Annotated in this window: 14 protein-coding genes and 1 pseudogene; 7 read left to right on the top strand and 8 right to left on the bottom strand. The window is 42.3% G+C overall.

The genetic code is table 11. The features are described 5' to 3' along the window. Positions 1 to 159: 159 nt before the first annotated feature. From N1I87_RS14700 to N1I87_RS14685, 4 genes are all read left to right on the top strand, one after another. The gene (locus tag N1I87_RS14700; RefSeq protein ID WP_341102537.1) at positions 160 to 978 is read left to right on the top strand and encodes an alpha/beta hydrolase family protein; all 819 of its coding nucleotides are present in this window, start codon (positions 160 to 162) and stop codon (positions 976 to 978) included. Between the two features lie 501 nt (positions 979 to 1479). Then, positions 1480 to 2502 (top strand): AI-2E family transporter, encoded by a 1023-nt coding sequence (locus tag N1I87_RS14695; protein ID WP_003352547.1) that lies wholly within the window; start codon positions 1480 to 1482, stop codon positions 2500 to 2502. A 153-nt stretch (positions 2503 to 2655) separates the two neighbouring features. Next, positions 2656 to 3474: an ABC transporter substrate-binding protein gene (locus tag N1I87_RS14690; protein ID WP_341102534.1), complete on the top strand. Its 819-nt coding sequence runs from the start codon at positions 2656 to 2658 to the stop codon at positions 3472 to 3474. Between the two features lie 211 nt (positions 3475 to 3685). Next, on the top strand, positions 3686 to 3832 hold the full coding sequence (locus N1I87_RS14685; RefSeq protein ID WP_341102532.1) for a hypothetical protein: 147 nt from the start codon (positions 3686 to 3688) through the stop codon (positions 3830 to 3832). A gap of 60 nt (positions 3833 to 3892) precedes the next feature. On the opposite strand, the gene N1I87_RS14680 is transcribed toward N1I87_RS14685, so the two are convergent. From N1I87_RS14680 to N1I87_RS14670, 3 genes are read right to left on the bottom strand one after another with little or no spacing between them, the layout of a single operon-like run. After that, positions 3893 to 5005: an RNA-guided endonuclease InsQ/TnpB family protein gene (locus N1I87_RS14680; protein WP_003353586.1), complete on the bottom strand. Its 1113-nt coding sequence runs from the start codon at positions 5003 to 5005 to the stop codon at positions 3893 to 3895. Positions 5006 to 5016: 11 nt separating this feature from the next. After that, entirely contained in the window at positions 5017 to 5415 is a 399-nt protein-coding gene (gene tnpA, locus N1I87_RS14675) for an IS200/IS605 family transposase (protein WP_003352529.1), read from the bottom strand. Between the two features lie 52 nt (positions 5416 to 5467). After that, entirely contained in the window at positions 5468 to 6211 is a 744-nt protein-coding gene (locus N1I87_RS14670) for a CvfB family protein (protein WP_341102528.1), read from the bottom strand. A 19-nt stretch (positions 6212 to 6230) separates the two neighbouring features. Here N1I87_RS14670 and N1I87_RS14665 point away from each other — a divergent pair, with 19 nt between their 5' ends. Further along, the gene (locus N1I87_RS14665; RefSeq protein WP_011231214.1) at positions 6231 to 7109 is read left to right on the top strand and encodes an IS982-like element ISGsp1 family transposase; all 879 of its coding nucleotides are present in this window, start codon (positions 6231 to 6233) and stop codon (positions 7107 to 7109) included. Positions 7110 to 7112: 3 nt separating this feature from the next. Here N1I87_RS14665 and N1I87_RS14660 read toward each other — a convergent pair whose 3' ends face one another. Next, complete coding sequence (locus N1I87_RS14660) at positions 7113 to 7421, bottom strand: S1 RNA-binding domain-containing protein (protein WP_341102525.1); 309 nt, start codon at positions 7419 to 7421, stop codon at positions 7113 to 7115. A 353-nt stretch (positions 7422 to 7774) separates the two neighbouring features. Here N1I87_RS14660 and N1I87_RS14655 point away from each other — a divergent pair, with 353 nt between their 5' ends. Further along, the gene (locus N1I87_RS14655; protein ID WP_327805503.1) at positions 7775 to 9190 is read left to right on the top strand and encodes a LysM peptidoglycan-binding domain-containing protein; all 1416 of its coding nucleotides are present in this window, start codon (positions 7775 to 7777) and stop codon (positions 9188 to 9190) included. A gap of 161 nt (positions 9191 to 9351) precedes the next feature. Here the strand turns inward: N1I87_RS14655 and N1I87_RS14650 are convergent, their stop codons facing one another. The 3 genes from N1I87_RS14650 to N1I87_RS14640 form a co-directional block, all read right to left on the bottom strand. Beyond that, on the bottom strand, positions 9352 to 10500 hold the full coding sequence (locus tag N1I87_RS14650; RefSeq protein WP_327797071.1) for a saccharopine dehydrogenase family protein: 1149 nt from the start codon (positions 10498 to 10500) through the stop codon (positions 9352 to 9354). A 271-nt stretch (positions 10501 to 10771) separates the two neighbouring features. After that, positions 10772 to 11947, bottom strand: coding sequence for a M20 family metallopeptidase (locus N1I87_RS14645; protein WP_445285698.1), 1176 nt, complete (start codon positions 11945 to 11947; stop codon positions 10772 to 10774). 202 nt (positions 11948 to 12149) lie between these two features. Then, entirely contained in the window at positions 12150 to 12860 is a 711-nt protein-coding gene (locus N1I87_RS14640; protein ID WP_341102519.1) for an LD-carboxypeptidase, read from the bottom strand. Between the two features lie 107 nt (positions 12861 to 12967). On the opposite strand from N1I87_RS14640, the pseudogene N1I87_RS14635 reads away from it, so the two are divergent. Next, a pseudogene (locus N1I87_RS14635) lies at positions 12968 to 13111 on the top strand (zinc ribbon domain-containing protein); the annotation flags it as partial. Positions 13112 to 13170: 59 nt separating this feature from the next. Here the strand turns inward: N1I87_RS14635 and N1I87_RS14630 are convergent. After that, positions 13171 to 13503, bottom strand: a complete 333-nt coding sequence (locus N1I87_RS14630) for an LD-carboxypeptidase (RefSeq protein WP_341102517.1) — start codon at positions 13501 to 13503, stop codon at positions 13171 to 13173. Positions 13504 to 13575 lie beyond the last annotated feature (72 nt).

The following is a 13575-nucleotide window of genomic DNA, read 5'->3' as shown; positions in this document are numbered from 1 at the left end:
TTTTCCATAATGCCAATCGAACGGGCTGCAAATTTGGCGAATATTGTCTGTTTTTTCGGTAAGACCACACCTTTTCTTTTGAAGAAGAGGTTTTTCTATACGTATAAAACATACTAATTTAATAAGAATTATAAGAATTAACATATAGGAGGTGCCTAGATGCAAAAACATGTAAGAATTCAATGGAAAGTCCATCATTTGGCAGCGACGATTCACTATCCTGCAGAATGGACCGATCAGGAAAAAGATGCGCGCTATCCGTTAGTGGTGATTTGTCACGGTTTTATTGGAAGCAGGGTGGGAGTGAATCGGCTATTTTACAAAGCGGCACAAGAACTGGCGGAAGACCGGTATGTTGTGATTAGGTTCGATTATGCCGGATGTGGTGAAAGTGATGGAGACTATGGGCAGACAGGTTTGGGTGATTTCATCGATCAAACGAATCATGTGATTGATTTTGGGTTAAAATTGAACGGAGTGGACCCTGGCCAATTAGTTCTTCTCGGACATAGTCTAGGCGGAGCGGTCGCATCATGGATTGCCGCGAATGATCCGAGAGTGAAAAAATTAATCCTCTGGGCCCCTGTAGGTCTGCCGTATAAAGATATTGTCTCCATTGTTGGCGAAAAAGAAGTGGAAAAACTGAAGCAGGAGACGTTTATTGATTATATGGGTTATCAGTTGACCGCCCGCTTTTTTCATTCATTGTCTTTGTACCATCCTCTTGAGGAGGCTTCCCGATTTCAAGGAGATGTGATCATTCTCCACGGAACGAATGATGAAGACATTCCTGCCGACTATTGTTTGCGTTATGATTCTGTATTTCAAACAAGAGAAAAGGGAACGTGCGAAAAACGTCTTATTGCCGGGGCAAATCATACTTTTTCCTCATGCAGCGGCCAAAAAGAGCTGTTTTCGGAAACAAGACGTTGGCTTGCTGCTGTGATGAAAGGGGAGACAAGAAAAAAAGTAGTCTAACAGGTGTGAAAAAATGGACATGACTTTAACATTCATCTTTCCAAATGGAAATGAAATGATTGGCTTCTCGGGACAATTCCTCTCATGAAATCTTTATGTACGCATGATCTTATATCGAGTAAGGACGACTACTGACAGATATTGAATGGCTAGTTCTAATAGGGAGAGCTGGCCTGTTTTATTTTTTTCCAAAAAGGAAAAATCAAAATTTTTCTCATCATAAAGGGCCAGAAGGTATGTTAAAATAATCGTAATGGCTCCTTTGAGCAATAGATTGTGAAACATTTTGGCTATTTGATTGAATTCTTTTAGAAAAATAAGGAAAATGGACAATCGAAAGCCCATATCATGTTAAAAAAGCTGAAAGGAAAACGGGACGCTGTTTAGGAATCCATCGGCGTGGCGTTGTTTATTGAACAGTGGACAAGCGGCTTGCCCCATTTTCCCTTTACGATTTAATAGCAACTCAAGAGACCTAAAAAGGGGGAAAAGAATGAGTCGATGGAAGACTACGTGAAACGATTTGCCAATTCGAAAACATGGCGAAGAATTGTGATTCTGGCCATTATTGTCTTTTTTCTCTATATAGTAAGAAGCATGATGAATGTTATTTTGCTTACATTTATTTTTACCTTTTTGATGGATCGATTGGAAAAAATGGTATCCGGATTCATTCGAATCAATCGAAAAATCACCGTCATCCTTTTATATACCATCGTGGTTGGTTTGCTTTTGTATGGAATTGTCAGGTATTTGCCGGTGATTGTTACGGAAATTACCCAGTTGGTGAAACAAATCACTGAGTTTTACACGCGGCCGCAGCATAATGTCATCTTGAATTATTTGGTGGACTTCTTAAAAGAAAAGCAAATATCCAGTTATTTGCAGCAAGGCGTTACCTTCTTGCTGAAGTATTTTACGGATATCAGCAAAATCGTACTTCAAGTTTTGCTTGCCATTATTTTAAGTCTGTTTTTTTTGCTGGAAAAAGAGCGGCTTATTCGATTTACCCGTAAATTTAAGCACAGCAAATTGTCCATGTTTTATGACGAAATTGAGTTTTTCGGCCGGAAGTTTGTAAGAACGTTTGGCAAGGTGATTGAGGCCCAAGTCGTTATTGCGATCGTCAATACGATTTTGTCGATCGCCGGACTTTGGATTATGGGGTTTCCCCAATTGTTTGGCTTGGCGATCATGATTCTTTTTCTCGGCTTTATACCGGTTGCCGGAATGATTATTTCGCTTATTCCGCTTTCCATTATCGCATACAGCATCGGCGGGTATATAAAAGTATTGTATGTATTGATTATGATCGCTGTGGTTCATGCGGTCGAAGCCTATTTGCTGAACCCGAAACTCATGTCTTCTAAAACGAATTTGCCTGTTTTTTACACATTTATGGTTCTCATTTTTTCAGAACAATTTTTCGGTGTTTGGGGTTTGATCTTAGGGATTCCGATTTTTGTGTTTTTACTGGATGTTTTAGAAGTCACCGATTCATCCGACAACAAAGAAAAAGAATAAAATGGAAAGCCTGCATCTCAAAAAAAGATGCAGGATTTTTTTGTAGAATGACTATTATATGTGCTTCCCAAGTTCGGTATAATCTCTCCTCCTTCTTCATAGATTGGTATGGAAAAGCAGAATGGACCAGCTATAGAACCTGTAGGGAAGGAGATGGGAGATGTGAAGCACAAAAAGAAATGGCTGCTGATGGGGCTGGTATTTATACTGGCAGCGGCTTTATTCGCCGGATGCGGCAAATCGAAAGAAACGGGCACAACAGAAAAAAGCACATTGGATAAGATTAAAAAGCGAGGGGAATTAGTGGTCGGCGTTAAATATGATACGTATTTATTCGGCTATAAGGATCCGAAAACCGGTAAAGTAGAAGGCTTTGATGTCGATATTGCCAAAGCGCTTGCCAAGAAAATTTTCGGCGATGAGAAGAAAGTCAAGCTTGTAGAAGTAACGTCCAAAACGCGAATTCCGATGCTGCAAAACGGCCAAATTGATGCCATTATTGCGACGATGACGATTACGGATGAACGCAAGAAACAAGTAAATTTTTCCGATGTGTATTTTGATGCGGGACAATCTCTGCTTGTGAAAAAGGGCAGTCCGATTAAAAGTGTAAAAGATTTGAAAAAGGGAACGAAAGTATTGGCCGTAAAAGGTGCAACGTCTGGAGATAATGTGAGAGCTAAAGCTCCAGATACGCAAGTGTTGGAATTTGAAAATTACGCCGAAGCGTTTACCGCATTAAAATCGGGAAAAGGGGATGCCTTGACAACGGATAATTCGATCCTTTATGGTATGGCGGCACAAGATCCTAACTATGAAGTGGTTGGCGGAACATTTACGAATGAGCCATACGGCATTGCCGTTCGAAAAGGCGATGAGAAATTCACGAAATACATCAATTCTTTCCTAAAAGAACTGAAGGAAAGCGGAGAGTATGATCGAATCAAGAAAAAATGGATTAAACAACAATAATGCATTTTAGAGCTGGACTAAAAATGGTCCAGTTTTTTTGGATTTTCTTATAATTTAGAGAGCCCTTTGATTCGTCCAATTTTGCACAAAAAACGATACTATATTTGGACTGTTTTTTCCTATTTTTCTGTAATATAGTGAAAACAGATAGAAAAAACAGCCTGTTTTACGCATGTTAGAAAGCGATTACAAAAATCAGGAGGGAGGAATCATGACGCTTGACTACCGCTCCATGGCCGTGTTAACGAAATTGGTTCGATCTCCTTCTTTTGTCACCGTTCAAGAATTAACGGAAAGTGTGAACTACCCTCCACTTACCACCCTTGCGGGTCGCTTGAAGTGGGGGCTTCTCGGGTAATCCTATCTAACGATAAGAAATTGACCGAGCTTACCCTCTCGTTCCGAAAGTTATTATTCTTTATGCTAATATGCGTAATCCTTCATTTTTGATATTGATTGCTGAATTGTGATCACGATCTAATACAAAACCGCAAGAACATTCATATACACGTTTAGATAATGGCATTTCTTTTTCCTTGCCACAACAAGAACATTTCTTAGTAGAAGGGAACCACTTATCGATTTTTACAAGTTGTTTCCCTTGTTCTTTTAGCTTGTATTCTAAGAAAGTAGTGAACATACCCCAGCCATTATCATGAACACTTTTTCCAAAATTGAGGGCTTGAGACATTCCTTTCATGTCTAAGTCCTCAATGATAACTGCGTCATAGGTTGATGCTAATTCTTTTGATTTATGGTGAAGAAAATTCTTGCGTTGATTGGCAATTTTCTCTTGTAACTTTGCTACTTTCAAACGTTGTTTTTCCCAACGTGCAGAACCTTTTTTTCTGCGAGAAAGAATTCGTTGTGCTTTTGCCAGTTTGTCTAATGCTTGTCGATAGTACCGTGGGTAATTGGCTTTCTCACCCTGTTCACTCTCGACATATAGACCGTCCATAGCAAAATCTAAGCCAACTACTTTTTGAATCTTTACTGACTGAATATCTTTCTCGTATTCTGTCAAAATCGAAATATAATATTTACCTGTCTTTGTTTTAGAAATAGTACAAGATTTGATTTTATAATCAGCAGGTATTTCTCTATGTCGGTTCATTTTCATTGGCTTTTTGATTTTTGGTAGTTTGATATGACCATTTTCTAGCTTAATATTGCCGTTGACCATATTGGTTGTGTAAGATTGTTTATTTTTCTTGCTTTTGAATTTAGGAAACTCCGCACGACCTTCAAAAAAGTTCTTATAAGCATTTTGCAAATTGATCTGTGCGTTTGCTAAAGCTAAAGAATCCACTTCTTTTAGGAATGGAAATTCATCTTTGTATTTCGCTGGTGTCGGGAATGCTTGTTGTTTAAGCGTTTCTTTATCGTTTTTGAATTTCTCATACGTTTCCTTACGTTCTTCCAGCATCTTATTGTAGACAAAGCGAACACAACCAAATGTTTTGGCTAATTGGATTTTCTGTTCTTTATTCGGATACAAACGAAATTTGAAGGCTTTGTTTTGTTTGGCCATATCAAATCACCTCACTTCTGACCTTGATTTTCAATGTATTTTTTTATGACTTCTATTGGTGCACCGCCTGTTGTAAGCAGGCAAAAGCTTCTTGACCAAAACATCTCTTTCCATAGTCTTTTTCGGATATGAGGAAAGTTTTTCTTTATCAGTCGAGAACTTGCACTCTTATAAGTATTGATGAACTTCGATAATTCAGAATTAGGATGTGCTTTGAATAGGATGTGGATATGATCCTTATCATGATTCCACTCTGTCAAAGTAATGTTGTATTTTTTTCCGATCTCAATGAACATATCTTTTGCAAAATCAGATATTTTATCGGTGAACACTTCTCTGCGATACTTTACAACTAATACAAGATGATAATGTAATAGGAACACTGAATGATTATTACTATCCAATTTCATTGATATATCAATCCTTTTTTATATATAAGACTGATTATATCAAAACCTTTGGCTAAAGCCAACCGAAATTCATCTCCCACCTACTCATTGGGCTACGCCCTGCACATTCCTTGAGGATGGGAGACTTCTTTCGGAAATCCGTTAAATAGGTCCATCCTTCTTCTTGATAAATTTTTCCCTCTTTCATCAGTCGGCCCATTGCTCGTTTAAAAGCCCCTTTGCTCATACGGAAGCGAGCTTGGATATCTTCGGGGTGGCTTTTGTCGCTATAAGGCATCGAGCCGCCACGCGTTTGCAAATAAGCCAATATGGCAGCGGCGTCTTCTTCAATCGCTTCATGAGTTCTTTTCAGAAGGGAGAGATTGACCGATCCGTCTGGTTTCACATCGATAATTCTGGCGTGGACCGTTTCGCCGAGGCCGGGTTCTTCCATCCTCTGCGATTCGTGAATAAATCCGCGGTACCCTTCCTCTGTTAAAACAAAGGTTCCTGACTTTAACGTACGATATACGACGCCGGTTACATCTTTATTGAAATCCTTCGCCGATGCTTCTACAAATAAATTTTTCATCACTTCTTCCGTTGCCAGTTTGGCATAAAGAAGCCCGTTCCGGTCCGTTTTCAAGGTGCAATAGAGACGTCCTCCTTTTTTCGGCCACACGTTCATGAGCGGTGGAAGGTCTCCTTTCGCGATCAAAATATCTTTATGAACCCGTGGTGCTAGATAAAACTCAGACAAGCATAAAAATAGCCCTTGCTGGCGGATCTCCAGTAGAATGAAAGTGTCACCCAACATTCGAAAGGAGAGATCCCCCATGCAAGAGCACTTTCATTTTACTACAGATCCAGCCAAACTTCAAAAACAATATGCCGCTATTTTCTGTTTTGTTTCTGCCCAACTGTCGTTGATTCAAATGTATCTTCATCGCCGCAACCGTCACTTGGTCAAGCAAGAAGACGAAGTGGTCATGGCGGTTCACCTTTTGGGGAAGCTGCTGGGCTTTTCTTCCGAACGAGCCTGGCATCGTTTTGTCACGGGAAATTTGTTCACAAACGGCTCGTTTCTTGAACGCTCCCGATACAACCGCCGCTGCCGAGCGCTTGGTTTCGCCATCAAATGGATCCGTCATGAGCTGGCGAAACGTGGCCAACACCATGCTTATGCGGTCGTCGACAGCTTGCCTCTTCCGTTGTGCCATCCCGCAAGAATGCAGCGCGTCAAGCGGTTTCGAGGGATCGCGGATATGGGGTATTGTGCTTCCAAAAAGCAATGGTACTACGGTTTCAAGCTGCATCTTCAAGTGACCAATCAAGGGCTGGCCATGGGCTATGTCGTGACGGAAGCGTCCTGCCACGACGTCAAAGCCGCTGAAACGGTGATGACTCAAATCCCTCATCCCTACAACTTTGGGGACAAAGGGTACATCAGCCACGCTCTTCGAGAAAAGCTGTACGAAGAACACCAAGCCGCGTTCTGGACACCGTCTCGACACAATCAAAAGCACGGCCCATCCAAGGCATGGGAAGAATGGATCAGGAAAAAACGCAAAGTCATCGAGACGGTGTTTTCGATTCTCGTAGACCAATACCGGATCACCGACATTCGAGCGAATTCCATTGCCGGGTTTGAAGTGGCACTCGATGGCATCTTGTTGGCTTATTCCTTGGTCACACTAGGGCTGGTTGAGCGCTGACACTCAACTAGCACCACGGGTATCTTTATGAATGCCAATAGAAATAAATACGCCCAGTTCACGATGGACATCCGCCACTTCAGCCCAGCCGTAGCGACCGATTTGAATCTCCGGGATGATCATAGTGGCCGCTAATCTTCCTTGTCGATCTTGAAAGATAAATACGTCAACTTGTTCATCAGGACGAAAACCGTCCGTTATGCCGCTTTTATGTAAAAGCACTCTATCTTTCCCATTCGTTAAAAACCAGCCGTATGGCATCTCTTTATCCGGTTTTAACGTTACCACCGTTCCTGCTTGCAGAGCAGCCATTCCATCATTTCCTTTCCTAGAAGATCTTATTTTTCTATTTTTTTCAATGAGCCGAAAAATCCTCGCTATAATGATGTTTTCCAATAGACCTTGCTTAAGGGTACCAAAAAAAGAACTGGACCGCAAAGGAATTCAGCTGCTCACAAAAAAAACGCCTCTATAAATTCAAATCATTCTTCTGATTTTCACCCGAAAGGTCATACATATGACCAGCCCCTTCCTGAATATAATGGGTATCAAACGTATATTTTACCGGACAGTCCTTATCAAATCTGCTTTTCAGAATAAAGCAAAGAAAGTGTTTTCCGTCTCAGGTAAAAACGGAATTTATCCAAGTATAGGAGCTGAGCATATTGCACATTCATGTCATTCAGCGCGGTGAAAACTTATTCACCCTCGCACGTCGATACGGAGTTTCCGTAGAAGATATTTCACTTGCCAATCAATTGGCGAATCCAAATCAGCTTGTGATCGGGCAAGCGCTAGTTATTCACAGCCCCGGACGGGAATATGTAGTAAAACAGGGAGATCAGCTCCGGCAAATCGCTGACAGGTTCGGCATTTCTGAACAGGCGCTTGCAGATTACAATCAAATTGCCAATCCGGCGCTTATTTTTGCCGGGCAAATTCTGTTTTTTCCCTACTCGATCTACACCGTTCGTCCAGGAGATAATCTTAGTAGAATCGCTGCACGCTTTGGAGTCACTGTACAACAGCTTCTTTCAGCCAACTCCCTTTCAAATCCGAATGTGCTTTCACCAGGTCAACGACTCATCGTTCCAGCCGCGAGAAGGCCCGTCATTGAAGTGAACGCCTATTCCGCTAGTACAGACGAAAGCAGCCGGCAAGAGGTGTTGAGGCTTGGAAAATATTTTACGTATTTAAGCCCCTTCAGCCATTCCATACGCGAAGATGGAACCCTTTCACCATTAAACGACGATAGACTCCTTCAGGCAGCAACAGCCAATCGAACAGAGACTTTGCTGGTGTTGACCAATTTTGTGAACGGCAGTTTCAACTCGGACAGAGCCGCTGCCATTTTGCGAAATCCCTCTCTGCAAGAAACATTGATCACCAATATTTTATCGGCAGTACGTTCCAAAGGATACAGAGGGGTCAATTTTGATTTTGAATATATCTATCCTCAAGATAGAGAAAATTATAATGCATTTTTGCGGAGGGTCGTAAGCCGGCTCAGGCCATTAGGGATATCGGTATCCACGGCTCTCGCCCCTAAAGAAAGAGAAAACCAGCCCGGTTTATTATATGAAGCACATGATTACCGGGCTCACGGTGAAATCGTCGATTTTGTCATCTTAATGACGTACGAGTGGGGATGGGCCGGGGGAAGACCATGGGCCATCGCACCGATCAATAAAATCAAACAAGTTTTAGATTACGCCGTTACCGCCATTCCTAGAAGAAAAATTATGATGGGTGCACCGTTATACGGCCGCGATTGGAGAATTCCATGGATGGAAGGGACCATTGCACGCACCATCAGTCCGCAGGAAGCCATTCAGTTGGCCGTTCGCTATCGAACAAGCATCGAATATAGCGAGGCATACCAGGCCCCGTTCTTTCATTACACTGATGAAACCGGCCAGCGGCATGAAGTATGGTTTGAAGATGCCCGCAGCATGCAGGCAAAAATGGATATCATTAAACAATACGGATTGCGCGGAATCAGTTATTGGGTTCTTGGCAACCCGTTTCCTCAAAACTGGGCCATTCAAAGCCGCAACTTTCAACCAAGAAAAAGAATGTAAAAAAGCCGGTCCTCGGCAACTAATTACAGAGGACCGGCTTTCCATGAGTTATGTCTAAAAATGCTCCATCTATATCCATCATTCCCACTATTTTCATCCGTTAGCCATGTTTCGCAGTTTTCATACTTATTATCCGTATCCTATTAAACTCCAATTCCTCTTTAATGCACTTTTTCCTTAATTAATACCCCTCTTTTGGCCATTTCCTTGATGTATTCCTTGCCGGGAACGATTGTCTCCGGCGGGTGCACCCCACGCTTTTGAATCGTACCCGTTCCGATCATTTGAGCAACAACGGAAAGAGTGTAAGCCGTCGATCTCGCCATGGCAGTCACTTTATGAATTCGATCGTTATAAGTCGTCATTTCAAATGTATGAACCGATCTTCTCCCATACTTTCTTCCTACAGTGATAACCCGCAACAATACGACATCATCTTTGCCTTTTAAATCGACAATCGGGTCGATCACTTTCAAAAAAACATCCCGAGGCTTGATTTTTTGTCCATTCACTTCAACTTCATAATCTTTCCTCGTTAAATTCAAATCGACGAGCAATTGGAATTTTTGCGCATGGCCCGGATAGCGGATGGTTTTATACTCTAAAACATCGAGATGGGGAAAAGTGCGGGAAAGAGTAGAGGTTCCTCCTGCCGTATGAAAGGCTTCAAGGGGGCCAAACTTTTCGAAATAAATTGGCTCTATTTCTGACAATGAGGGAACTTCCACTTTTCGTCCGTTGCGGATGATCAGCGAAGGATCCGTATAATGGTCAAACACACCTTCCATTGAAAATACATGATTGTATTCAAGGGGAGGATCAGGCTTAACGGGGATGCCGCCAACATAAATTTTGATTTCTTTTACTTCGTCTAATTGACTCGCCCCATATCCGGACAAAATATTAATCATACCTGGCGCTACCCCCAAATCAGGAATTAAAGTAACGCCGGCACCCTCCGCCGCTTTGTTCAGTTCCAAAACACGATCGGTCACATGGCCGATATGCCCGCCAAGATCGACCGAATGGACGCCGGCAGCAATCGCCGCCTTCGCAACCGCATAATTAAAAGAATAGAACAATGCATTTAATACAATATCATGCTTTCGCATCAATTGCACCAGTTGGGTTTCGTCGCCCGCATCTACAAAAACGGGATGAATCTTTGGCGAGTGCAGATCGGCGCATGCCAGCTTAGCTTTTTCGGTATCTACATCAGCCAACGTTACGAACTCCACCCCATCGCTATTCACTAAATCCCGGGCCGCCTCTTTCCCCATAAGACCTGCTCCTAACACTAAAGCTTTCATGTTATCAACCTCCTATTCTATTGAAGGTGAAAAAATGTTGGCATCATGGATACGACATCTTCTGTTTTCTGCCACCGTCCCGACCTTTATTCCCATACTATTCTACATTTAAAGATGACTATTAGAGGTTCGCCAAATGGAATCCATTTCCTATTTTCTGTTATCCCAATCAATCCATTCTTTTTATGTGTATTCAAGGGCGATTGTCCAGCGTTCCTTTTTCTTCAAAAAAAATTGGGCCTCCAACGATTTCGAGGCCCTACTATTTCATTCAATTTTGCAAATATTGGATGGCCGCTGCTGCCAGCACCTTGGCTGCATAAAGCATGGCACGTTCATCAATGTCGAATTTTGCATGATGATGAGGGAAAGAAGCGAGCTTTTCATGGTTTCCGGCTCCGGTTAAGAAAAACGTCCCCGGTACTTTTTGTAAATAATAGGAGAAATCTTCGCCTACCATTAAAGGGTCTGTTTCGAAAACATTTTCGATTCCCACCACTTTTTTCGCACATGCAGCTGCTAATTCGGTTTCTTTTGAATGATTTACCACCGGTGGATAGCCTTTTTCATAATGGAATTCATAATCCGCTTTTTTCGCCAGGCAAAGAGTTCGCAAAAGTGTTTCCATCTGTTCTATGATCAAATTCTGAATTTCCGGCTTGAACGTTCGAACCGTCCCTTTGATCACCGCTTGATCCGGAATCACATTAAATGTTTCTCCCGCATGAAAAGAACCAACGGAAATAACAGCGGACTCCACTGGATTAATCGTTCGTGAAGGGATTTGTTGAAGCAGTTGAAGATAATTAGCTGCTATTAAGATGGGATCGATCGTTTCATGCGGCTGGCCGCCATGTCCTCCTTTTCCTTTGATCACCGCTGTAAAATTGTCAGCTGCCGCCATGATCGGTCCTTTTCGAATGGCTATTTTTCCAACGGGAATCGGTGTCCAAAGATGGGTGCCAAATATGGCATCCACTCCGTCCAGACAGCCATCCTCAATCATCGGAAGAGCACCGCCGGGAGGCACTTCCTCAGCAAACTGATGAATGAGGACAATGTTTCCTTTTATATGACCACGATAGGTTTGAAACGCTTTTGCGACCGACAAAAGCAGGGCCGTATGGGCATCATGTCCGCAGGCATGCATGACGCCAGGTACTTTCGAACGGTAAGGAACTTGTTTTTCATCTTGTATAGGCAGTGCATCAAAATCAGCCCGAATCGCCACTGTTTTTCCTGGCTGTTCTCCTTGAATGATGCCGACTACACCTCTTCCGCCTACCATCGTTCTCGTTTTAATCCCTAAATCATTTAAATATTCCGAAATTTTAGCCGGTGTTTTTTCCTCTTGAAAAGAAAGTTCTGGATATTGATGAAAAAATCTTCTTAATGAGACCGTTTCCGGAAAAATCGCATCCAGCTCGCTGAACACTTTCTCAATCACGCCGCCTCCTCCTTTCTACTTTTTCAATTATATGCTGAAAATTTCTAATTAAAGAGTACTGTACTTCGGAATGTACAAAACTGTATATGAGAATGTTTTCAACAAAAAAGGCGGAATTCCTGTCCATTCATACAACAGATCAGCTTGTATCCCCTTCCAAATCGCGTTCAAGAAAGGGGATATGAAAAGATGGCTTTCTTTTTTAGCTGTTCGGATACACCGAAATGGAGACTTCGCCATTTTCAGCATGAATGGAAGCTTGTCCGCCAATCGGAATGGTGGCGATTGGATCGGTATGCCCAAAGTTGACATTCGCAATAACCGGCACTCCTTTTAATTCTTTCTTGCTAAGAATCATTTTCTTTAATGCTTCGAGTGTCATGTTTGAATTTTTTTGAAAACGGCCGATGATGATGGCTTTGATCCCTTCAGCGTCCGGAAGATGCAGCAAAGATTGAAGCTGTCGGTCAAACGCGAATGGATGGCATTCTTCATCGTCCTCAAGAAAAAGCACAGCGTCCTTTAATGAAGGCATAAATTCCGTCCCTTGCAGCAAATTTACAGTCGATAAATGTCCGCCGACAAGAGTGCCTTCTCCTTCACCTTCTTGAAGGATGTCGTAATCGGATTGCGGATAATAGATTCGGTCCTCTTTCTCCACATGCCATTTGTCATCGCTCCACTGCTTAGAAGGTTCAATGTCGAAAGGAGCATCATTTGTGAGCGCCTCCAAAAAACATTGCATCGTATAATCGGATGGCACTTTCATGCCCAATGTTGAAAAATGAGGTCCGTAGTACGTAATAAGGCCGGTTTTCCGGTAAATCGCCAGTTGAAGAGCGGTAATATCGCCGCATCCGCACAAAATTTTAGGGTGTTCTTTGATCAAGTCGTAATCCATTTCTTTTAACATTATTTCCGAAAGAAGTCTCCCACTTCAAGCGTGTGAAGGGCGATAGCCCAACGATAAGTGGGGAGATGAATTTCGGTTGGCGTTAGCCAAAGATTTTGGTATAATCAAAATGTTCCCGTTGTGGGAACGAAAAAGAAATGCCATTATCTGAACGTGTATATAAATGTACTTGCGGCATTGTATTAGATCGTGATCACAATTCAGCAATCAATATCAAAAATGAAGGATTGCGCTTGTTAGAATTAGCATGAAAATACAAACTCCCGGAACAGGAGGGTTAGCTCGGTCAATTTCCTGTCATGAGACAGGATTACCCGAGAAGCCCCCACTTCAAGCAACCCGAAAGGGTGGTAAGTGGAGGGTAGTTCACAAGCTGGTTGCTGTTATAGCCTCCGACCGCCGTTAATATCGCTTTTACTCGTTTATCTTGAAAAGCTTCGTGCAAATCTTCTAGACGGTGTTCAACCGAAGTAGAAAAAAACTCATCATGCTCCTCGACATGTTGGCCAAATGTAACATGAAAGCCCAATTTCTCTAATCGTTCTTTGGCTAATTGCAGCTGCTCTCCTTTGACAAGCGCCATACTGGTCGAAGGAGCGATGACACGGATTTCATCCCCCGGTTCCAATCTTGCTGGAAACATGCCTTTTCCTCCTATCTATCGATGTTGTATTTTTCTGCAAACAAGGACCGTTCTCAAGAAGCTCATTCGAAC

The organism is Bacillus sp. FSL W8-0102 (assembly GCF_038007225.1).
Classification (GTDB): domain Bacteria; phylum Bacillota; class Bacilli; order Bacillales; family DSM-4216; genus Bacillus_O; species Bacillus_O smithii.
Note: the sequence above shows the minus strand (reverse complement) of the source record. Positions and strands in the feature narration are given on the sequence as shown.

Bases quoted from the DNA above. Each gene is read 5' to 3' on its own strand.
- N1I87_RS14680 (WP_003353586.1), bottom strand. From the start codon at position 5,005: ATGGCCAAACAAAACAAAGCCTTCAAATTTCGTTTGTATCCGAATAAA.
- N1I87_RS14700 (WP_341102537.1), top strand. From the start codon at position 160: ATGCAAAAACATGTAAGAATTCAATGGAAAGTCCATCATTTGGCAGCG.
- N1I87_RS14665 (WP_011231214.1), top strand. From the start codon at position 6,231: ATGCAAGAGCACTTTCATTTTACTACAGATCCAGCCAAACTTCAAAAA.
- N1I87_RS14640 (WP_341102519.1), bottom strand. From the start codon at position 12,860: ATGTTAAAAGAAATGGATTACGACTTGATCAAAGAACACCCTAAAATT.
- N1I87_RS14695 (WP_003352547.1), top strand. From the start codon at position 1,480: ATGGAAGACTACGTGAAACGATTTGCCAATTCGAAAACATGGCGAAGA.
- N1I87_RS14690 (WP_341102534.1), top strand. From the start codon at position 2,656: ATGGGAGATGTGAAGCACAAAAAGAAATGGCTGCTGATGGGGCTGGTA.
- N1I87_RS14650 (WP_327797071.1), bottom strand. From the start codon at position 10,500: ATGAAAGCTTTAGTGTTAGGAGCAGGTCTTATGGGGAAAGAGGCGGCC.
- tnpA (WP_003352529.1), bottom strand. From the start codon at position 5,415: ATGAAATTGGATAGTAATAATCATTCAGTGTTCCTATTACATTATCAT.
- N1I87_RS14670 (WP_341102528.1), bottom strand. From the start codon at position 6,211: ATGTTGGGTGACACTTTCATTCTACTGGAGATCCGCCAGCAAGGGCTA.
- N1I87_RS14685 (WP_341102532.1), top strand. From the start codon at position 3,686: ATGACGCTTGACTACCGCTCCATGGCCGTGTTAACGAAATTGGTTCGA.
- N1I87_RS14660 (WP_341102525.1), bottom strand. From the start codon at position 7,421: ATGGCTGCTCTGCAAGCAGGAACGGTGGTAACGTTAAAACCGGATAAA.
- N1I87_RS14630 (WP_341102517.1), bottom strand. From the start codon at position 13,503: ATGTTTCCAGCAAGATTGGAACCGGGGGATGAAATCCGTGTCATCGCT.